Below are 21,017 nucleotides of genomic sequence, written 5' to 3' on the forward strand. Positions count from 1 at the left end.
CCCATCCACGTCATCCCGGCGCAGGCCGCGATGACGAAACGAAAGGCTGCCCTAGGTGATCGTTCGCCCTCGTCAAGGGGCCGAACGGAACTCGGTCGCCTCGGCAAGGATCAGCGCGAAGGCGGGATCGACATCGTCCCAGCTCGCAAGCGGCGTCCAGCCGCCCGCGCGGAGCAGCAGGCTGGCGTCGCGCGGACCGTATTTGTGGCTGTTCTCGCTGTGAATCGTTTCGTCCTTCGCCATCGCATAGCGGCGCCCGTCGACGCCGAATTCGACGTCGCAATCGGCGACAAGGTGCATTTCGATCCGCGCATGGACGTCATTCCAGACCGCGCGGTGCGAGAAATTCTCGACCGGGATGTCGCCGCCCAGCTCGCGGTTGATGCGTTCGAGCAGATTGAGGTTGAACGCCGCGGTGACCCCGGCCGGGTCGTCATAGGCGCGTTCGAGCAATGCGACATCCTTGATGCGGTCGACCCCGATCAGCATCAGCGCGCCGTCGCCAAGCGTAGCGCGCCAGTTGCGCAGCAGGTCGACCGCGGTGCGCGCGACCATATTGCCGATCGTGCTGCCGGGAAAGAAGCCGAGCTTGGGCAGCGGACAAATCTCGCGCGGCAGTTCGACGCGCTGGGTGAAATCGGCCTCGACCGCATAGACGGGGAGACCGGGGAAGCGGGACGCGAGCCCGGCCGCGCTGTCGCGCAGGAAATCGCCCGAAATGTCGACGGGAACATAGGCCGAGGGCGCAATGGCTTCGAGCAGCAGCGGCGTCTTGGTCGAGCTGCCCGAGCCGAGTTCGACGACGGCACGCCCCGCACCGATCGCCTCGGCAAGTTCGGCCGCGTGGCGGCGCAGCAATTCGGTCTCGCTGCGCGTCGGATAATATTCGGGAAGCGCGGTGATATCCTCGAACAGCGCCGAGCCGGTGGTGTCGTAGAACCAGCGCGCGGGGATCGCCTTTGGCCGTTGCGACAGGCCCGCATGCACGTCGGCGCGAAAGGCGACGTCGACCCCTGCATCGTCGGCCGATACCTGGCGGAGATTGCGCACGACGCCCATGTCACAGATCCTTTGCGAGCCGCAGGCCGGTGAACTGCCAGCGCTGGTGAGGGTAGAAGAAGTTGCGATAGGTCGCGCGCATATGGCCGCGCGGGGTCGCGCAGCTGCCGCCGCGGAGCACGAACTGGCCGCTCATGAACTTGCCATTATATTCGCCGACCGCGCCCGGCGCGGCGCGAAAGCCCGGAAAGGGGCGATAGGCGCTGCCCGTCCATTCCCACACGCTGCCGAACATTTGTTGCAGCCCGGTGTCGCCCGCAGCCGCAGCCGGTTGCACTGGCGCGGCGTCGTCGAGTTGGTCACCGTCCAGCGGGTCGAGTGCCGCCGCCGCGGCTTCCCATTCAAATTCGGTCGGCAGCCGCGCGCCCGCCCAGCTTGCGAAGGCATCGGCCTCGAAAAAGCTGATATGCGTCGCCGGCGCCGCGGGATCGATGTCGCGCCAGCCCGACAGCGTGAAATACTGGCCGTCGCGCCAATAGGCGGGGGCATCGACCGCTTCGGACTGCACCCACGCCCAGCCGTCGCTGAGCCAGAGCGACGGCGTTTCATAGCCGCCGTCGTCGATGAACTGCTGCCACTCGCCGTTGGTCACGGGGCGGCTCGCGAGCGCGTGCGGCGTCAGAAGCGCCTCGTGGCGCGGGCCTTCGCAGTCGAAGGCAAAGCCGTCGCCGCCATGGCCGAGGGAGATGACGCCTGCCTCGCCCTCGATCCATTTCATGGCGGAAAACTGCGTAACTTCACACGCAATCGGCGTTTCCCCCATCGCCGGACCGAGCGGATTTTGCGCGAAGAGATGCTTGATGTCGGCGAGCAGCAATTCCTGATGCTGCTGTTCGTGGTGGATACCGAGCTCGACGAGCGCGAGCGCCGCGGGTGACAGGCCCGGAAGCGCGCGGCCCAGCGCCGCATCGACATGCGCGCGCCATTCGCGCACCGCGTCGAGCGACGGGCGCGTCAAAAGCCCGCGGTGCGGGCGCGCGTGGCGCGGCCCCTCGGCCTCATAATAGCTGTTGAAGAGATAGGGAAAGCGCTCGTCGAAGAGGCGATAGCCCGCGACATGATCGCGAAGGACAAAGGTTTCGAAAAACCATGTCGTGTGCGCGAGGTGCCATTTGGCGGGCGAGGCGTCGTCCATCGACTGCGCGCTCGCATCGGCGTCGGACAAGGGCGCCACGAGGTTGAGCGACAGCCGCCGCGTCGTGGCAAGCCGCCGCGCCAACGCCCCGTATTCGAGCGCTGTTCGGGACTTTGCATCGGTCTTGCTGGCCATGGTCGAATAATCCCCCGAGGAGCGATTCGGTTTCGTTACGCGGCCCGACTATGGTTACACGGCATTCCGATGTCTAGAACAAACAAAGAACATTTAGCGCGTCGCGCCGGGCTTCCACAAAATGTCGCCGCTTCCTGCGGCGTTGACGTGCCGCGCCATCACGAAAAGATGGTCGGACAGGCGGTTGAGATAGGTGAGCGCAGCCGGGTTGAGCGTGCGACTTTCGGCAGCGGCGACCGCGGCGCGTTCGGCACGCCGGGCGGCCGCGCGCGCGACATGCAGCCGCGCCGCAGCCTCGCTTCCGCCCGGCAGGATAAAGCTTTTGAGCGGTTCGAGCGCGCCGTTCATCGCGTCGATCTCCTCTTCGAGCCGCGCGATCTGGCTGTCGACGATCCGCAGCGCCATGTCGTGCGGACCGAAGCCCAGCACGGGATCGGGCGGCGTTGCAAGATCGGCGCCGAGGTCGAACATCTCGTTCTGGATACGCACCAGCTTCGCGTGATGCCCGCCGTCGGACGTCAGCGCGGCGGCGGCAAGGCCGATCAGGCTGTTCGCTTCGTCGACGTCGCCGATTGCCGCCATCAACGCCGCCGATTTGGCGATGCGCGACCCGTCGGCGAGCCCGGTCGTCCCGTCGTCGCCGGTGCGCGTGTATATCTTGTTGAGCTTGACCACGCGGTCGCTTGGCTCAGCTGCTCGCGGCTGTAACGCCGATGATGACGAGCAGGATGATCGTGATCGCCTGCCATTTGACGCGCGCCATCATCATGCGATTTTGCGCGACCTGATTTTCGTGGACGGTGCCGTCCATCGCGGCGCGATGCCCCTGTGCGAAATGGAAGAGTCCGCGCGCGAGCGCGAAGAGGACGAGGCCGGCCGCGACAACGACCGCGAGGACGAGCAGGATTTGCATGCCCCCTATCTAGGGCATTTGCAGCGAATATCCAGTGGGAAGCCGTGCGGCGAGAATATCGGCGGCGAGCGCGATGCCGTCGGCGCCGCCGTCGCGCAGCGATGCGAGCGATGCCGCCGCGTCGCGCTTGGCGAGCCTTTTGCCGTCGGGACCGATAATCAAGCCATGGTGACGATAGACAGGCGTCGGAAGCCCGAACAGCGCCTGGAGCAGCCGGTGGACGTCGGTCGAGGCGACAAGGTCGGCGCCGCGGACGACATGCGTGACGCCCATTGCGGCATCGTCGAGCGTGCTCGCGAGGTGATAGCTCGCGGGCGCGTCCTTGCGCGCGAGGACGATATCGCCGTGCGCGCACGGATCGGCGCGGCGCATCCCCTGCCCCTCCTCTTCCCAAGCAAGGTCGCCCGCGACCGCTGCGGCATGCGCCATGTCGAGCCGCCAGCAATGCGGCTCGTCGGCGAGGCGCAGTTCGCGCGCGTGCGCGCCGAGCATCCGGCAGGTGCCGGGATAGACAGCCCCGGCGGGGCCATGCGGCGCCGCGACGCTCGCGGCGATGTCGGCGCGCGTGCAGAAACAGGGGTAAACGAGCCGGCGCGCGCGCAAATCGTCGAGCGCCGCGGCATAATCGCCGAGCTGCGCCGATTGGCGCAGCGGCGCCCCGTCCCAGTCGATCCCGAGCCAGGCGAGGTCGCGCAGCCCCGCCTCGACATATTCCTCGCGCGAGCGCGCGCCGTCGATGTCATCGATGCGGAGGCGGAAAATCCCGCCCGCACGGCGCGCCGCATCATGCGCGATCAGCGCGCTATAGGCGTGGCCCAAATGCAGCTCACCGGTCGGGCTGGGCGCGAAACGCGTCAGCATGAGTCGCCGCCCGACTCCAGATACTGTGGCATCAACGCCACAATCATTCCATATGTTGAGGCAGATGCCCCCTTGACGCGCGAGTCAGATACGTCATGTAATGATGCTGTCACTCGGGAACGGCAGTGGCGCGCCATCCCGCGCAGCATAGGGGGCAGCGTCCAAAAGCCATGTTCCATCCCGATCTCGCCCGGCATCCCGATTCCTGTCCGGCCCTCGTTCTCAACGCCGACTATACGCCGCTCAGCTATTATCCCTTGAGCCTGTGGCCGTGGCAGACGGCGGTCAAGGCGGTTTTCCTCGACCGCGTCACCATCGTCGAAAATTACGAGCGCGAAATCCATTCGCCGACGCGCACGATGCCGATCCCCAGCGTGATCGCGCTGCGCCAATATGTGAAGCCGTCGCAGCATCCGGCGTTCACGCGCTTCAACCTGTTCCTGCGCGACCGTTTCGCGTGCCAATATTGCGGGTCGGGCAGGGACCTGACCTTCGACCATGTCGTCCCGCGCCGCCTCGGCGGCCGCACGACGTGGGAAAATGTCACCACCGCCTGCGCGCCGTGCAACCTCAAGAAAGGCGGGCGCACCCCGGCGCAGGCGCATATGCCGATCTATCGCCAGCCGTGGCGCCCGACGAGCTGGCAGCTGCAGGACAATGGCCGCGCCTTTCCGCCGGGTTACCTCCACGAAAGCTGGATCGACTGGCTCTATTGGGATGTCGAACTGGAGGGGTAGCAGGCCGCGCGATATAATGGACCAAAGCGCGATGCCGGCGCATAATCGAGGCCGTGAGAAAGCCGCCAGGCGCGCACAAAAGCTGCGCGCATAGCTATGCGCCGCTTGACCCTGTGCCTTCGCAGGTGCAGCAAAGACGCATTATGGGCCCACCTATCCAGATTTCGCAGAATCCCGACATTCGTTATCTCGGGCGAATCCTCGGCGACGTCATTCGCGCCTATGGCGGCGACAAGCTGTTCCGTCAGACCGAATATATCCGTTCGTCGAGCGTCGACCGGCATCGCGGCATCGCGGGGGCCGAGGCGATCGACCCGGGGCTCGATGCACTCAGCCTCGACGACACCATCGCTTTCGTCCGCGGCTTCATGCTTTTTTCGATGCTCGCCAATCTTGCCGAGGACCGGCAGGGCGTCGCTGCCGAGCCCGAGGCGACCGTCGCCGCCGCGCTCGACAAGCTGAAGGCCGACGGGATCGACAGCGAAGCGGTCGCCGCGCTGCTCGGCGCCGGGTTGATCGCGCCGGTGCTCACCGCGCATCCGACCGAGGTGCGCCGCAAGTCGATGCTCGACCACAAGAACCGTATTGCCGAGCTGATGCGGATGCGCGACGCAGGCGCCGACGAGACGCCCGAAGGCGATGTGATCGAGGATGCGATCCGGCGGCAGGTCGTGCTGTTGTGGCAGACGCGCCCGCTGCGCACCGAAAAATTGTTCGTCGCCGACGAGATCGACAATGCGCTGACCTATTTGCGCGACGTCTTCCTGCCGGTCGTGCCGAAGCTTTATGCGCGCTGGGAAAAGGAGCTGGGGCAGCGCCCCGCGAGCTTCCTGCGCGTCGGAAGCTGGATCGGCGGCGACCGCGACGGCAATCCCTTTGTCACCGCCGAGACACTGAAGCTCGCGACGAGCCGCAATGCCGCAGCGGTGATCGGCCATTATATCGACGCGGTCCACGCGCTCGGCGCCGAGCTGTCGGTATCGGCGAGCCTCGCGCCCGTCCCCGACGCGGTGATCGCGCTCGCCGAAGCGAGCGGCGACACTGCGCCGAGCCGCAGCGACGAGCCCTATCGGCGTGCGATTTCGGGCATCTACGCGCGGCTGTGCGCGACCTATTCCGCGATCGTCGGCAAGGCGCCGCCGCGGCCGTCGGCGCTCGCGGGCGATGCCTATGCCGCGCCGGGCGATTTCCGCCGCGACCTCGTCACCATCGCGAACGGCCTGTCGGCGAGCGGCGAAGGCCAGCTCGGCGGCATCGGCGCACTCGGGCGGCTTATCCGTGCGGTCGAGGTCTTCGGATTCCACCTCGCGACGCTCGACATGCGGCAGAACAGCGCGGTCCACGAACGCGTGCTCGCCGAACTGCTCAAGGTCGCGGGGGTGTGCGACGATTATCTGGCGCTGGACGAAGCGGCGCGCGTCGCGCTGCTCACCGCCGAGCTGCAGAGCGACCGGCCGCTCGCCGCGCAATGGCACGAATGGAGCGAGGAGACCGCGGGCGAACTCGCGATCGTCCACGCCGCCGCCGAAGTACGCGCGCGGCTGGGCCAGGATGCGATCTGCCAGTGGATCATCTCGATGGCGCAGGATCTGTCCGACCTGCTCGAGGTGCATGTCCTCGCACGCGAAGGCGGGCTGTGGCGGAGCGGCACCGACGCCGGCGCGGGCAACCTGATGGTCGTGCCCTTGTTCGAGACGATCGACGATTTGAGCCGCGCGCCCGACATCATGCGCCGCTATTTCGCGATGCCCGAGGTCGGCCCGCAGGTCGGGGTGCGCGGGCATCAGGAAGTGATGATCGGCTATTCCGATTCGAACAAGGACGGCGGCTATTTCACCTCGACCTGGGGGCTGCATCAGGCGTCGCAGGCGCTGACCCCGGTGTTCGAGGAAGCCGACACCGCGATGCAGCTTTTCCACGGCCGCGGCGGCGCGGTCGGGCGCGGCGGCGGCAGCGCCTTTGCCGCGATCCGCGCGCAGCCCGCGGGCACGGTGCAGGGACGCATCCGCATCACCGAACAGGGCGAGGTTATCGCCGCCAAATATGGCACCGTCGACAGCGCCGCGACAAACCTGGAGGCGATGGTGTCGGCGAGCCTGCTCGCGAGCCTCGAGCCCGAGAGTCTTGGCGGCGATGCGAGCGAGACCTTTACGGCCGCGATGGACGCTTTGTCGGACACCGCCTTTGCCGCCTATCGCGACCTTGTTTATGGCACCCCGGCGTTCAAGGATTTCTTCCGCGCGATGACGCCGATCGCCGAGATCGCGACGCTCAAGATCGGATCGCGCCCGTCGAGCCGCAAGAAGAGCACGGCAATCGAGGATCTGCGCGCTATCCCCTGGGTGTTCAGCTGGGCGCAGGCGCGCACGATGCTGCCCGGCTGGTACGGCACGGGCGAGGCGTTCGCGGCGTTCGACGATCAGGCGCTGCTTGCCGACATGGCGCAAAGCTCGCCCTTCTTTGCCGCGCTGCTCGGAAACATGGAGATGGTGCTCGCCAAGTCCGACATGGGTATCGCGGCGCGCTATGCCGAGCTCGCGGGCGAGGTCGACGGACATGATGCGATCTTCGCGCGCATCCGCGACGGCTGGCACCGCGCGCACGACGGGCTGCTCAAGATCACCGGCCAGTCGCGGCTGCTCGAAAAGAACCCGGCGCTCGAAGCGTCGATCCGGCTACGACTTCCCTATATCGAACCGCTCAACCTTTTGCAGATCGAGCTGATGAAGCGTCACCGCGCGGGCGAAACCGACCCGCGCATCGCCGAGGGCATCCAGCTGACGATCAACGCGATCGCGACGGCGCTGCGGAACAGCGGGTAGAGAATTCCTCTTCCGTCATCCCGGCGAAGGTGTGTGGGCGCTCCGGCTATTTCGAGATGATCCGCACCTCGCCCTTTGACGCCGCGCCGTCGGGGCGGAAGTCGATGGTGAAGGCGTCGCCATCCTCGTCGGTGCCCGACAGGCTGTTGCCGCTGCGCGTCACGGTCTTGCCCTTTTTGGCGAATTCGGCGGCCATCCAGTCGGCCGCGACCGCAGGCGTCGCCGGCGAGGTGAAGCCGAGCGTCACCGTCGCCTTTGCACCGTCCTTCCGGTCGCGGGCGTTGACGTCGACCTTGGTCACCTTGCTGTCGGGGTAGAGCGAAACGCCGTCGATATCGAAATCGCCCTCGACATCGAGGTCGACGAAATCGGGTATATCGATGTTGATCGCAACCTTGTCGCCGCCGATGCGAACCTTGCCGCCGTCCTTGCCCGAGGTGATCTCGACATTGCCGCCATCGCCGCCCGCGTTGATAGAGACGTCGGGGATGTCGCCCTTTGCTTCGGATTTCTCCTCCTGCCCGCACGCGGCGAGGAGGAGCGTCGGGACAATCAGATAGGCGAAACGCATGACGGGTCTCCTTGGTGAGTTAGTTAAATAATACACCAAGGAGCGAGGGAGTCAATTGCGCCGCACACCGTCATTGCGAACCCGGCAACGCCGGGTGAAGCAATCTACAGCGGGCAGCGCGACAATCGGTTGGCTGGAGATTGCTTCGCTTCGCTCGCAATGACGTGATCGCCTCAGGCGTCTATGCTCGTCCGCACATCGCCATGCACGAGTCCGCCGTCGACGGTGATCGTGTCGCCGACGACGTAATCGCCCGCCTTTGACGCGAGGAAGATGGCCGCGCCGGCCATGTCCTCGGGCACACCGATGCGCTTCGTCGGGATCGCTTTCGCGACCGCATCGCCATGGTCGCGCGCGGCCTTATTCATGTCCGACTGGAAGGCGCCGGGGGCGATGGCGGTGACGAGGATATGATCCTGCACGAGCCGCGCCGCCATGCGCTTGGTCAGATAGAGGATCGCCGCCTTCGACGCATGATAGCTGTACGTCTCCCACGGATTGAGGCGCATGCCGTCGATCGAACCGATGTTGATGACCTTTGCCGGACGATCGTGGGTACCGCCCGCCTTGAGCAATCCGTGGAGCGCCTGCGTCAGGAAGAAGGGCGATTTGACATTGATGTCCATCACCTTGTCCCAGCCCGCTTCGGGAAAGCCCTCGAACGGCTCGCCCCAGGCCGCGCCGGCGTTGTTGACGAGGATGTCGAGGCGTTCCTCGCGCGCTTCGAGTTCCTTGGCGAGCGCGCGGCAGCCTTCGACGGTCGACAGATCGACGGGCAGGCCTATGACCTTGCCCGGATAGCGCGTTTCGAAATCCGCGACGGCTTCCTCAATCTGCGCGGTCTTGCGCGCCGAGATGTAAACGCGCGCAGCGCCCGCGGCGAGATAACCCTCGACGATCATCTTGCCGATCCCGCGCGAGCCGCCGGTGACGAGTGCGATGCGGCCGTCGAGGCCGAACATGTCCTGGAGGTTCATTGTGGCTTCTCCTCTGTAGCCCCTTCCCTTCAGGGGAGGGGTTGGGGCGGGGCTTCGCGGGGTTGCGCAGACTTCGATGCCTACCCCGCTGCGACTAGGGAACAAGTTCCCAAGTCTCACTGCCCCTCCCCTGAAGGGGAAGGGCTTTCGGTCGCTCAGTAGCCGTTCATCCGCGCGACCTGGTCGATGTGATAATGCACGTCGCCCATATATTCGGCGAGCGCGCGGTCGCGTTTCATATAGAGGCCGATGTCATATTCGTCGGTCATGCCGATGCCGCCGTGCATCTGGACGCCCTCGCGGACGGCAAGGTTCGCGGCGCGACCGGCCTTGGCCTTGGCGACCGAGACCATCAGCCTTGCGCCCTCGCTGCCCTCGTCGAGCAGTTGCTGCGCCTTCATGACGGTCGCGCGCGCGACTTCCATCTCGCCATAAAGATGCGCGGCGCGGTGCTGGAGGCCCTGGAACTCGCCGATCAGCTTGCCGAACTGCTTGCGCTCCTTGAGGTAGGTGACGGTCATGTCCATCGCGCCCTGCCCGACGCCCACCATTTCGGCGGCGGCGCCGGTGCGCGTCGCGGCGAGCAAGGCGTCGAGGATGTCGCCGCCCGCATCGACCTCGCCGATGACCGCGTCGGCATCGACTTCGACGCCGTCGAGGGTGACGTGGCTCGCGAGGCTGGAGTCGACGAGGCGGCGCGGGTCGGCGGTCATGCCCTTGGCATCCTTGGGCACCGCGAACAGCGTGATGCCGCCGTCGGTCTTCGCCGCGACGATGCTCATGTCGGCGACATGGCCGTGGAGGACGAAGCTCTTCTTGCCGTTGAGGCGGAAGCCGTTGCCGCTGCGCGTCGCGGTCGTCGCGATGCGGTCGGGACGGTGCTTGGCGCCCTCGTCGATCGCGAGCGCAACGATCGCCTCGCCGCCCGCAATCGCGGGAAGCCAGCGGCCCGCCTGCGTGCCGCCTGCCTTGGCGAGCGCGGCGACTGCGCCGACGCTGGTCGAAAGGAAGGGCGAGGGGGTGAGGTTGCGGCCGATTTCCTCGAGCACGATACCCGCCTCCAAATGCCCCATGCCGAGGCCGCCATGCTCCTCGGGAACGAGCATGCCCGGCAGGCCCATTTCGGTGAACTGCGCCCAGAGGTCGCGCGAGAAGCCGGTGGCGTCGGAACTGTCGCGGAGCTTGCGAAGGTGCGACACCGGTGCCTGTTCGGCCACGAAAGGCGCAACGCTGTCCTTGAGCATCGCCTGGTCGTCATTGTGATAGAGCGGCATGTCTTGTCTCCTAAGCCCCTCCCCTTCAGGGGAGGGGTTGGGGTGGGGGCTGTCGATGTAGCGCAAGGCCGATGGACCCCACCCGCTGCGACTAGGGAGCAAGCCCCCCAGTCTCGCTGCCCTCCCCTGAAGGAGAGGGCTTGATTCCTTCTACGCCCCCGGCAGGTCGAGGATACGCTTGGCGATGACGTTGAGCATGACCTCGCTCGTCCCGCCCTCGATCGAATTGGCCTTGGTGCGCAGCCAGGACCGCGCACGCGCGCCGCCCTTGCTTTCGTCGCTGTCCCATTCGAGCGCATCGGCGCCGCCGCCTGCCATGACGAGTTCGTGGCGGCGCTTGTTGAGCTCGGTCCCCACATATTTCATCATGTTCGAACTGGCGGGATGCGCGCGGCCGGTTTTCCACATGTCCATGAAGCGCTCGCCCATCGCGCGATAGGCGAAGACGTCGGTGTCGAACGCCGCCATTTCGGCGCGCAGGATCGGGTCGTCGAGTTCGCCATTGGCGTTAAGCCCGAGCGATTTGGCGAACAGCGCGCCGACGCTGATCATGTCGCCGCCCGCGCCGCCGCCCGAGATCATCTCGCGCTCGTGGCCGAGCAGATATTTGGCGACGTCCCAGCCGCGATTGACCTCGCCGACGAACTGGTCCTTCGGCACCTTCACATCGTCGAAGAAGGTTTCGCAGAACGGGCTGTTGCCCGAAATCAGCAGGATCGGCTTGGTCGACACGCCTTCGCTTTCCATGTCGAAAAGCATGAAGGTGATGCCCTGATATTTGTTCGTCTTGTCGGTGCGGACGAGGCAGAAGATCCAGTCGGCCTTGTCGGCATAGCTCGTCCAGATTTTCGAGCCGTTGACGACCCAATGGTCGCCCCCCACTGGATCGGAAACTTCTTCGCCAAAGGTCTGCAGGGAGACGAGGTCGCTCCCCGCGCCGGGCTCCGAATAGCCTTGGCACCAGCGGATTTCGCCGCGCGCAATCTGGCCCAGATAATGGACCTTCTGTTCCTCGGTGCCGAATTTGAGGAGCGCGGGGCCGAGCATCCAGATGCCGAAGCTTTGCAGCGGCGGACGCGCCTTGATCCGCGCCATTTCCTGTTTGAATACCTTCGTCTGTTCGGGGGTGAGCCCCGCGCCGCCATAGGCCGTCGGCCAGTCGGGGACGGTATAGCCCTTTTCGACGCAGCGCTCGAGCCACTGCTTTTGCGCCGCGTTCTTGAACTCGAACTTGCGTCCGCCCCAGCAGATGTCATCCTCGTCGCGAACCGGTTCGCGCATTTCGGGGGGGCAATTGGCTTCCAGCCAGGCGCGCACTTCGGCGCGGAAAGCGTCAAGATCGCTCATCGCAAAGGCTCCTCTTCCTTTCGCCAGACTAAGGCGTCACCGCCACTTTACGCAAGCGTCAACTTGGCCCGAGTCGCGGCCGTTACGGCGCCGTAACGTCAATTCGCGGGGCGTTGACGCGCCCCGCTTCGCCCCTAAGCTAGGTGGCAAAAGAAAACGGGAGAGCAGGTCCATGCGATTCGCAGGCAAGGTCGCCGTCGTCACCGGCGCGGCATCGGGTATCGGCAAGGCCGCGGTGCTGAAGCTCGCGGGCGAAGGCGCGCATGTCTTCGCCGCCGACATCGACGAAGCGGGTGGCCGTGCGCTCGCCGAAACGTCGAACGGCAAGATCGAGTTCGTCCGCTGCGACGTCATGGTCCCCTCGGACATCGAGGCGCTGATGAACGCCGCCGCGGCGAAGGCGGGCGGGATCGATATCGTCTTCAACAATGCCGCCGCGGGCGGCGACCGCGCGCCGATCGACGAAATCACGCCCGAGGGCTGGGATGCGACGATGAACCTCGTGCTCAAGTCGGTGGCGATGGGCATCCGCTATGCGAGCCCGCACATGAAGGGGCGCAAGGGCGCAGCAATCATCAACACGGCGAGCGTTGCGGCGCTCGGCGCCGGCTATTCGCCGACCGCCTATGCAGTGGCAAAAGCGGGCGTACTCCACCTGACCAAGGTCGCCGCGACCGATCTTGCTCAATATGGTATCCGCGTGAACGCGATCTGCCCCGGCTTCATCAACACCAATATCTTTACTGCATCGCTCGACGTGCCCGGCGCGATGAAGGACCAGGCCGATGCGGTGATCGCCGAGATGAGCGCGAACGCGCAGCCGGTCGCGCGCGGCGGCCAGCCCGACGATATCGCCAACGCCGTCGCCTATCTAGCGAGCGAGGAATCCTCCTTCATGACCGGTACGCACATGCTCGTCGACGGCGGGCTGACGATCGGCCAGCGCCATGCGTGGGACAAGGAAACGCCGGGCATGTTCGACGCGCTGATCGCGATGGAGGAAGCGGCGAAGGCCGGGGCGCCCGCGTGAACGCCGCCGCGCCGCGCGTCCCCGTTGCCGAGCGCCTGCCGGTGCGGCTGAAGGTGATGCACGGGCTCGGCAGCCTTGCCTATGGCGTCAAGGAGAATGGCTTTTCGACCTTCCTCCTGCTGTTCTACAATCAGGTGATCGGGCTCGACGCGAGCCTTGTCGGCGCGGCGATCATGGTCGCACTGATTTTCGACGCCTTTGTCGATCCCGTCATCGGCGAACTCACCGACCGGACGCGCAGCCGCTGGGGCCGGCGCCTGCCGTGGCTCTATGCCGCACCGCTGCCGCTCGCCATCGCGTGGATGCTGCTGTGGAGCCCGCCCGAAATGAGCGACGCGGCAACCGTCGCCTGGCTCATCGCGCTGGCGATCGTCGTGCGCACGCTCGTGTCGATGTGCGAGGTGCCGTCGGTCGCGATCGTCCCCGAACTCACCGCCGATTATGACGAGCGCACGCTGGTGATGCGCTATCGCTTCCTGTTCGGATGGGGCGGCGGGCTGGTCATCCTCATCCTTGCCTACGGCGTCTTTTTCGGCGGCGAGAAGGGGCTCGTCGATCCGGCGGGCTATTTCCCTTATGCGCTCACCGGCGCGCTGATCATGCTTGGTGCGGTGGTGCTGTCGGCGCTCGGCCAGCACAAGCGTATCGCGGTGTCGAACCGCGATCAGGTCGTGCCGAAGGCCAGCCTGTCGCACATTGTCCGCGACATGCGCGCGACCTTGTCGAACCGCGCCTTTCTGTGGCTGGTGTTCGCGGCGCTGTTCGGCTTCGTCAATCAGGGCGTGACCTTTTCGCTGACCAACTATCTGCTCGGCTTCTTCTGGCAGCTCGATCAGGGCGAACTCGTCGCTTATGTGCTGCTGCTGTTCGGGACGATGATCGCAGCCTTCCTGCTCGTCGCGCCTCTCGCGGCGCGGCTGGGCAAGCGCGACGCGGCGATCCTTGCGGGTGCGATAGCGCTGACGCTGAACAGCGGCCTTTACCTCTCCTATATCCAAGGCATCTTTCCCGGCCTGCCCGGCAAGCCGAGCATCGCCGCGATGTTCGCCTTTGTCTTTTTCGGGAACACATTTTCGATCATCCTGATGATCCTGTCGTCGTCGATGATGGCCGATGTCGTCGAGGCGTCGCAGAGCGAGACCGGGCGACGCTCCGAAGGGCTGTTCTTTGCCGGATATTTCTTCATGCAGAAATGCGCGACGGGGATCGGCATCGGGGTCGCGGGGTTGATCCTCTCGCTCGCCGGTTTTCCGGCGGCGGCGCGGCCGGGCGAAGTCGGCGACGCTGTGCTCGATAATCTGGCGCTCGGCTATATGCTCGCGACCCTGCTGATCGGTGTCACCGGGCTGCTCGTGATGCGGCGTTTCCCGATTTCGCGCGCCGACCACGAGGCGCGGATCGCGCTGCTCGACGATGCTGCGCGCGCCGAACCCGACGCGACCGCCGCGCATCCGTAACGGAAAATGTCGGCGCCGAACGGCCTGGCGTTATTTTCGGGCGGCAGGGGTTGGCAAAGGGGGGCGAATCGGTCCAAAAGCTTACGTGAACGTAAAGGGAAAGGAAGCGACGATGGATTTCGACCTCACCGAACGGCAGAAGCATTGGCAGGGCCGTGTGCGCGAATTCATCGAGCGCAAGGTTCGCCCCGCGGTGCCGACCTATTATGAACAGGATGCCCAGGGCGACCGCTGGAAGGTGATCCAGGTCGTCGAGGATCTGAAGGCCGAAGCGAAGGCGGCGGGCATCTGGAATCTGTTCATGCCGCCGCGCAGCGCCGCGCACCACCATGTCGACGAGACGTTCGAGTTCGAGGGCCCGGGTCTCACCAACCTCGAATATGCGCTGTGCGCAGAGGAAATGGGGCGCATCGGCTTTGCGAGCGAAGTGTTCAACTGCTCGGCGCCCGACACCGGCAATATGGAAGTGTTCCACCGCTATGGCACGCGCGCGCAGAAGGACAAATATCTGAAGCCGCTGATGGAGGGCGAGATCCGCTCGGCCTTCCTGATGACCGAGCCGCAGGTCGCCTCGTCCGACGCGACCAATATCGAGACGCGGATCGAGCGCGACGGCGACGATTATGTCATCAACGGCACCAAATGGTGGTCGTCGGGCGCGGGCGATCCGCGCTGCAAGGTCGCGATCGTGATGGGCAAGACCGATTTCGGCGCCAAGCGCCACCAGCAGCAGTCGATGCTGGTCGTGCCGCTCGACGCGCCGGGGATTACCATCAAGCGCCACCTGCCCGTCTTTGGTTATGACGACGCGCCGCACGGCCATATGGAAATCGAACTCAAGGACGTGCGCGTCAATGCCGAGGAAGCAATGCTGCTCGGCGAAGGGCGCGGGTTCGAGATCGCCCAAGGCCGCCTCGGCCCGGGCCGCATCCACCATTGCATGCGCACGATCGGCGTCGCCGAAGAGGCGCTCGCGAAAATGTGCAAGCGGCTGCAATCGCGCGTCGCCTTTGGCAAGACGATCGCCGAACACAGCATCTGGGAACAGCGCATCGCGCGTGCGCGCATCGACATCGAGATGACGCGCCTGCTCTGCCTGAAGGCCGCCGACATGATGGACAGGATCGGCAACAAGGCCGCCGCCGCCGAAATCGCGGCGATCAAGGTGCAGGCGCCCAATATGGCGCTGCAAATCATCGACGATGCGATCCAGGCGCATGGCGCGGGTGGCGTCAGCGAGGATTTCGGCCTCGCCAAGGCCTATGCCCACCAGCGCACGCTGCGCATCGCCGACGGCCCCGACGAGGTCCACGCGCGCGCGATCGCCCGCATCGAATTTGCGAAGCATTCGCCCGCGGCCGACCCCGGTTTCTCGTCGGGCGACATCGGGGTTTCGCGGTAAGATCGCAGATTGACGCAGAAATATCGTCATTGCGAGCCCGGCTTTCGCCGGGGTCGCAATGACGGGAATGGTTAAGCGGGTTTAGCTCCGCGCAAATGGGAAAGGTTGCAGTTCCACATGACCAAAGCCGCAATCCTGATCGAACCCGGCAAGCCGCTGTCGGTCGAAGACATTGTCGTCGACAAGCCCGGCCCGCACGAGGTCCGCATCCGCACCGCCGCCTGCGGCCTCTGTCATTCGGACCTGCATTTCATCGACGGCGCCTACCCCCACCCCCTGCCCGCGATCCCCGGCCATGAGGCGGCAGGGATAGTCGAGGCAGTGGGAAGCGAGGTGCGGACGGTGAAGCCCGGCGACGCCGTCGTCACCTGCCTGTCCGCCTTTTGTGGGCACTGCGAATTTTGCGTCACCGGGCGCATGTCGCTGTGCATGGGCGGCGACACGCGGCGTCCCGCAGGCGCGAGCCCGCGCATCACGCGGCCCGACGGATCGCCGGTCAATCAGATGCTCAACCTGTCGGCCTTTGCCGAGGTGATGCTCGTCCACGAACATGCCTGCGTCGCGATCGACCCCGACATGCCGCTCGACCGCGCGGCGGTGATCGGCTGCGCGGTGACGACGGGCGCGGGAACGATCTTCAACGCGTGCAAGGTGACGCCGGGCGAGACCGTCGCGGTCGTCGGCTGCGGTGGTGTCGGCCTCGCGACGATCAACGCCGCAAAGATCGCGGGCGCGGGGCGGATCATCGCCGCCGACCCGGTTCCCGAAAAGCGCGAACTCGCCAGAAAGCTGGGCGCGACCGACGTGGTCGATGCCCTCGCCGACGATGCCGCGAAGCAGATCGTGGAACTCACCAAAGGCGGCGTTGACCACGCCATCGAAGCCGTTGGCCGCCCCGCCTCGGCCAGCCTCGCGGTTGCCTCGCTGCGCCGCGGCGGCACCGCGACGATCCTCGGCATGATGCCGCTCACCGAAAGGGTCGGCCTGAGCGCGATGGACCTGCTTTCCGGCAAGAAATTGCAGGGTGCGATCATGGGCGGCAACCGCTTCCCTGTCGACATCCCGCGGCTCGTCGATTTCTACCTGCGCGGGCTGCTCGACCTCGACAGCATCGTCGCCGAGACGATCCCGCTCGAGAAGATCAACGAGGGCTTCGACAAGATGAAGAAAGGCGACGCCGCACGGTCGGTGATCGTGTTCGACCAGTGAGCGGGCTGGCGCGGCAACATTCCTCCCCGTCGAAGATGGGGAGGGGGACCGGCCGCAGGCCGGTGGAGGGGCGGCGAGCGCAGCTCGCCGACTTCGTCGGCGGCCCCTCCACCATGCTTCGCATGGTCCCCCTCCCCACGCTTCGCGCAGGGAGGATCATATGACGCTCGACGCCCAAAAGGCTTTTAGCGGCACCGTCGCGCCAGAGGGTGCCGACCGCCTCGACGAGGCGAAGCTGACCGCGTGGATGGAAGCCAATGTCGAGGGCTTCAAAGGCCCGTTGACGCAGCGCAAGTTCGCGGGCGGCCAGTCGAATCCGACGTACAAGATTTCGGCTCCGTCGGGCGATTATGTGCTCCGCCGCAAGCCATTCGGCAAGTTGCTCCCCTCGGCGCATGCCGTCGACCGCGAATATAAGGTGCAGGCGGGGCTCCATAGGATGGGCTTTCCCGTCGCGCGCCAATATGGGCTGTGCACCGACGAGGATGTCGTCGGCAGCTGGTTCTATGTGATGGCCATGGTCGACGGACACACCATCTGGGACGGTGCGATGCCGAGCTCGACCCCCGAAAACCGCCGCGCCACCTATGAGGCGATGATCGACACGCTCGCCGCGCTCCACAATGTCGACGTCGAGGCGGCGGGCCTTGCCGACTATGGCAAGCCCGGCAATTATTTCGGGCGCCAGGTCGAACGCTGGACCAAACAATATAAGCTCGCCGAAACCGAAACGATGGACGAGATGGAACAGCTCATCGCGTTCCTGCCCGCCAGCTTGCCCGAACAGACGCGCACCAGCGTCGTCCACGGCGACTATCGCATCGACAATATGATCTTTGCGCACGACCGGCCGGAGGTGGTCGCGGTGCTCGACTGGGAGCTGTCGACATTGGGCGATCCGCTCGCCGATTTCACCTATGTCGCAATGGCATGGGTGACCGAAAATGGAGGGCGGTCGGGGGTGATGGACGTCGACCGCGCGAGCCTCGGCATTCCTGAACTTGACGAAATGGTCGAGCGCTATTGCGCGGCGACGGGACGCGACGGCGTTCCCGACATGAACTGGTATTTCGCCTATAATTTCTTCCGCCTCGCGGGGATCATCCAGGGCATCAAGAAGCGGGTGATCGACGGCACCGCCTCGTCGCAGCATGCGAAGGACATGTCCGAACGCGTCCGCCCGCTCGCCGAGCGGGCTTGGGAATTTGCACGAAAGGCAGGAGCATGAGCCTGTTCGACATGCGCGGCGAAGTCGCGCTGATCACCGGGTCGTCGCGCGGCATCGGCAAGGCGACCGCCGAGGCGATGGCCGAGCAGGGCGCGAAGGTCGTGATTTCGAGCCGCAAGCAGGAAGCGTGCGATGCGACCGCGGCAGAGTTCAACGCGCGCTTTGGCGAAGGCACGGCGATTGCGGTCGCCGCGAACATCTCGTCGAAAGATGCCCTACAGAATCTGGTGAACGAAACGCGCGCCGCCTTCGGCAAGATCACCGCGCTGGTCTGCAACGCCGCGTCCAATCCCTATTATGGCCCCGGCCTCGGCATCGCCGACGAGCAGTTTCGCAAGATCATGGACAATAATATCCTGTCCAACCACTGGCTGATTTCGATGGTCGCGCCCGAAATGCTCGAACGCGGCGCGGGGTCGATCACGATCGTCAGCTCGATCGGCGGGCTCAAGGGATCGCCGATCATCGGTGCCTATTGCATTTCCAAGGCCGCCGACATGCAGATGGCGCGCAATTATTCGGTCGAATTCGGCCCGCAGGGTGTGCGCGTCAATTGCATCGCGCCGGGCTTGATCCGCACCGACATGGCGCGCGCCCTGTGGGAGAATCCGGAAAATCTGAAGCGGTCGACCGCCGCCTCGACGCTCAAGCGCATCGGCGAGCCGCACGAGATCGCGGGCGCCGCGGTCTTCCTTGCCAGCAAGGCGGGCGCATTCACCACCGGCCAGACCATCGTGTGCGATGGCGGGGCGACAATTTCGGGAGGCGCATGATGGGCGCATTGGACGGCAAGATCGCGATCATCACCGGCGCCGGTTCGGGAATCGGCCGCGCGAGCGCGCTGCGCTTCGCCGCCGAGGGTGCGAAGCTCGTGCTCGGCGACAAGACGGCGGCGGTGCATGAAACGGCGCAGGCGGTGACGGAGGCTGGCGGGACGGTCGTGGCGCTCGAAATCGATGCGGGCGTCGAGGCCGATGTCGCCAAGCTCGTGGCGACCGCCAGGGACAGCTATGGCGGGCTCGACATCGCCTTTGCCAACGCCGGGATCATCGGCGACATGGGCGGGATTTTCGAATTCGATCCCGCCGCCTGGGCCGAGACTTTGCGCGTCAACCTGATCGGCCCCGCGCTGATGGTGAAGCATGCCGGGAAAGCGATGGTCGATCAGGGGCGTGGCGGCGCGATCGTGCTGACCGCGAGCGTTGCGGGGCTCAACTCGGGCGCCGGCCCCGCGGCCTATTCGGCGTCGAAGGCGGGCGTCGTCAATCTCGCCAAGACCGCCGCACAGCAGCTCACCACCAGCGGCGTGCGCGTCAACGCCATCTGTCCCGGACTGACCGAAACGGGGATGACCAAACCGACGTTCGATTATGCCAAGGACAAGGGCGTCACGCACAAGCTGGGCCAATTGAACCCGCTCAAGCGCGCGGCGCAGCCCGAGGAGCTCGCCAATGTCGCGCTTTTCCTCGCGAGCGACCAGGCAAGCTATGTCAACGGGCAAGCGATCGCGGTTGACGGCGGGCTGTCGAGCTCGCACCCCGTGACGCGGCAACTGCTTGGCCAGACGTCGCATTGACAGGAGTATCATGACCCAAGGCTTCGACCCCGCGCGGCTCGACCGCATCCCGGCTTTCCTCGCCGCCAAATATGTCGACTCCGGCCGCCTGCCACACGCCGCGACCTTGGTATCGCGGCGCGGCGAGATCGCGCATCTGTCGTGCATCGGCGACGCGCGGCCGGGCGCGGCGCTGAAGGAGGATGCGATTTTCCGTATCGCCAGCATGACCAAGCCAATCACCAGCATCGCCTTCATGATGCTACTCGAAGAAGGCAAGGTGGCGTTGTCGGACCCGCTGGTCAAATTTTGCCCCGAATTCAAGAACACCGGGGTTTTCGTCGCGGGGGGCGGCAATATCCCCTTTGTCACGCGCCCGCCCGCAGCGCCGATCCGCATGCTCGACCTGCTGCGCCACACGTCGGGGCTGACCTATGGCTTTCAGGAGCGCACCCCGGTCGACGCCGCCTATCGCAAGGCGCGGATCGACGATTTCGACGCCCATTATACGATGGACAGTTTCATCGCGGAGCTCGCGAAATTTCCGCTCCAGTTCGACCCGGGCGCGCACTGGAATTACTCGATGGCGACCGACGTGCTCGGCGCGGTGATCGAGCGGATCGAGGGCAAGCCCTTTGCCGACGTGCTCCACGAGCGCATCTTTGCGCCGCTCGGCATGGTCGACACGGGGTTTCAGGTTCCCGCCGAACAGCAGCATCGGCTGACCGATTGCTATGCTTTCGACCCCAAGGAAAAGAAGCAGCTGTTCGATAGCAGCGACCGAAGTCGCTGGGCAAAGTCACGCAGCTTTCATTCGGGTGGCGGCGGGCTCGTCTCGACGCTCCACGACTATCACCGCTTCTGCCTGATGCTGCTTCGCGGGGGCAAGCTGGGAGATACCAGGATCATCGGCCGCAAGACGCTCGACCTGATGACCGCGAACCATCTGCCGGGCGGCGGCGACCTGACGCAGCACAGCGTCGGCGTCTTTTCCGAGGACGAAAATGCCGGCATCGGTTTCGGGCTCGGCTTTGCGACGACGATCGACCCCGCGCGCGCGGGCCTGCCCGCGTCGGTCGGCGATTTTTATTGGGGCGGCATGTTCTCGACCGGTTTCTTCGTCGATCCGGTCGAGGAGATCTGCATGGTCTTCATGACGCAGCTGATGCCCTCTTCCACCTATCCCGTGCGGCGCGAGGTCAAGACCCTCGTCCACGCCGCGCTCGATGACTGAAATGACAACCCCTCTCTCCGCTCGTGTCGAGCGAAGTCGAGACACCGCCAGGGTGTGTGCCAACGATAGGC

General features: G+C 65.6%; 19 protein-coding genes. 10 read left to right on the forward strand and 9 right to left on the reverse strand.

Annotated elements, in window-relative coordinates; translation table 11 throughout:
• Positions 1-72 precede the first annotated feature (72 nt).
• From egtD to gluQRS, 5 genes are all read right to left on the reverse strand, one after another.
• On the reverse strand, positions 73-1,059 hold the full coding sequence (gene egtD / locus H7692_RS08575) for an L-histidine N(alpha)-methyltransferase (RefSeq protein WP_227340057.1): 987 nt from the start codon (positions 1,057-1,059) through the stop codon (positions 73-75).
• 1 nt (position 1,060) lies between these two features.
• Positions 1,061-2,329, reverse strand: coding sequence for an ergothioneine biosynthesis protein EgtB (gene egtB / locus H7692_RS08580; RefSeq protein WP_227340058.1), 1,269 nt, complete (start codon positions 2,327-2,329; stop codon positions 1,061-1,063).
• Positions 2,330-2,422: 93 nt separating this feature from the next.
• On the reverse strand, positions 2,423-3,004 hold the full coding sequence (locus H7692_RS08585; RefSeq protein ID WP_227340059.1) for a cob(I)yrinic acid a,c-diamide adenosyltransferase: 582 nt from the start codon (positions 3,002-3,004) through the stop codon (positions 2,423-2,425).
• 13 nt (positions 3,005-3,017) lie between these two features.
• On the reverse strand, positions 3,018-3,242 hold the full coding sequence (locus H7692_RS08590) for an HIG1 domain-containing protein (RefSeq protein WP_201928671.1): 225 nt from the start codon (positions 3,240-3,242) through the stop codon (positions 3,018-3,020).
• 9 nt (positions 3,243-3,251) lie between these two features.
• Positions 3,252-4,103, reverse strand: coding sequence for a tRNA glutamyl-Q(34) synthetase GluQRS (gluQRS, locus tag H7692_RS08595; protein ID WP_227340060.1), 852 nt, complete (start codon positions 4,101-4,103; stop codon positions 3,252-3,254).
• Between the two features lie 170 nt (positions 4,104-4,273).
• On the opposite strand from gluQRS, the gene H7692_RS08600 reads away from it, so the two are divergent.
• Both H7692_RS08600 and ppc read left to right on the forward strand, forming a co-directional pair.
• Positions 4,274-4,840, forward strand: a complete 567-nt coding sequence (locus tag H7692_RS08600; protein WP_201928669.1) for an HNH endonuclease — start codon at positions 4,274-4,276, stop codon at positions 4,838-4,840.
• Between the two features lie 143 nt (positions 4,841-4,983).
• Positions 4,984-7,662, forward strand: coding sequence for a phosphoenolpyruvate carboxylase (gene ppc, locus H7692_RS08605; protein ID WP_222136470.1), 2,679 nt, complete (start codon positions 4,984-4,986; stop codon positions 7,660-7,662).
• A 46-nt stretch (positions 7,663-7,708) separates the two neighbouring features.
• Here ppc and H7692_RS08610 read toward each other — a convergent pair whose 3' ends face one another.
• The 4 genes from H7692_RS08610 to H7692_RS08625 all read right to left on the reverse strand — a co-directional run bounded on the left by H7692_RS08610 (position 7,709) and on the right by H7692_RS08625 (position 11,831).
• Positions 7,709-8,233: a hypothetical protein gene (locus tag H7692_RS08610; protein ID WP_201928667.1), complete on the reverse strand. Its 525-nt coding sequence runs from the start codon at positions 8,231-8,233 to the stop codon at positions 7,709-7,711.
• A 173-nt stretch (positions 8,234-8,406) separates the two neighbouring features.
• Positions 8,407-9,210 (reverse strand): SDR family oxidoreductase, encoded by an 804-nt coding sequence (locus H7692_RS08615; RefSeq protein WP_222136472.1) that lies wholly within the window; start codon positions 9,208-9,210, stop codon positions 8,407-8,409.
• Positions 9,211-9,365: 155 nt separating this feature from the next.
• Positions 9,366-10,484 (reverse strand): acyl-CoA dehydrogenase family protein, encoded by a 1,119-nt coding sequence (locus H7692_RS08620; protein ID WP_201928665.1) that lies wholly within the window; start codon positions 10,482-10,484, stop codon positions 9,366-9,368.
• Between the two features lie 150 nt (positions 10,485-10,634).
• The gene (locus tag H7692_RS08625; RefSeq protein WP_222136473.1) at positions 10,635-11,831 is read right to left on the reverse strand and encodes an acyl-CoA dehydrogenase family protein; all 1,197 of its coding nucleotides are present in this window, start codon (positions 11,829-11,831) and stop codon (positions 10,635-10,637) included.
• Positions 11,832-12,003: 172 nt separating this feature from the next.
• Here H7692_RS08625 and H7692_RS08630 point away from each other — a divergent pair, with 172 nt between their 5' ends.
• From H7692_RS08630 to H7692_RS08665, 8 genes are all read left to right on the forward strand, one after another.
• Positions 12,004-12,861 carry an SDR family NAD(P)-dependent oxidoreductase gene (locus tag H7692_RS08630; RefSeq protein ID WP_222136475.1) on the forward strand — a complete coding sequence of 286 codons (858 nt, stop codon included), beginning with the start codon at positions 12,004-12,006 and terminating at the stop codon, positions 12,859-12,861.
• Positions 12,858-14,318, forward strand: coding sequence for an MFS transporter (locus H7692_RS08635; protein WP_201928662.1), 1,461 nt, complete (start codon positions 12,858-12,860; stop codon positions 14,316-14,318). Before H7692_RS08630 ends, H7692_RS08635 begins: the two co-directional genes overlap by 4 nt.
• 112 nt (positions 14,319-14,430) lie before the next feature.
• Complete coding sequence (locus tag H7692_RS08640) at positions 14,431-15,720, forward strand: acyl-CoA dehydrogenase family protein (RefSeq protein ID WP_222136477.1); 1,290 nt, start codon at positions 14,431-14,433, stop codon at positions 15,718-15,720.
• A 117-nt stretch (positions 15,721-15,837) separates the two neighbouring features.
• Entirely contained in the window at positions 15,838-16,929 is a 1,092-nt protein-coding gene (locus H7692_RS08645; protein WP_201928661.1) for a Zn-dependent alcohol dehydrogenase, read from the forward strand.
• A gap of 160 nt (positions 16,930-17,089) precedes the next feature.
• On the forward strand, positions 17,090-18,157 hold the full coding sequence (locus H7692_RS08650) for a phosphotransferase family protein (protein ID WP_222136480.1): 1,068 nt from the start codon (positions 17,090-17,092) through the stop codon (positions 18,155-18,157).
• Positions 18,154-18,930, forward strand: a complete 777-nt coding sequence (locus tag H7692_RS08655) for an SDR family NAD(P)-dependent oxidoreductase (RefSeq protein WP_222136482.1) — start codon at positions 18,154-18,156, stop codon at positions 18,928-18,930. The genes H7692_RS08650 and H7692_RS08655 overlap by 4 nt, the downstream gene beginning before the upstream one ends.
• The gene (locus tag H7692_RS08660) at positions 18,930-19,733 is read left to right on the forward strand and encodes an SDR family NAD(P)-dependent oxidoreductase (protein WP_222137326.1); all 804 of its coding nucleotides are present in this window, start codon (positions 18,930-18,932) and stop codon (positions 19,731-19,733) included. Before H7692_RS08655 ends, H7692_RS08660 begins: the two co-directional genes overlap by 1 nt.
• Before the next feature lie 10 nt (positions 19,734-19,743).
• Complete coding sequence (locus H7692_RS08665) at positions 19,744-20,946, forward strand: serine hydrolase domain-containing protein (protein WP_222136484.1); 1,203 nt, start codon at positions 19,744-19,746, stop codon at positions 20,944-20,946.
• The last annotated feature ends 71 nt before the right edge of the window (positions 20,947-21,017 follow it).

Source organism: Sphingopyxis sp. P8, from assembly GCF_020622175.1.
GTDB lineage: Bacteria > Pseudomonadota > Alphaproteobacteria > Sphingomonadales > Sphingomonadaceae > Sphingopyxis > Sphingopyxis jiangsuensis.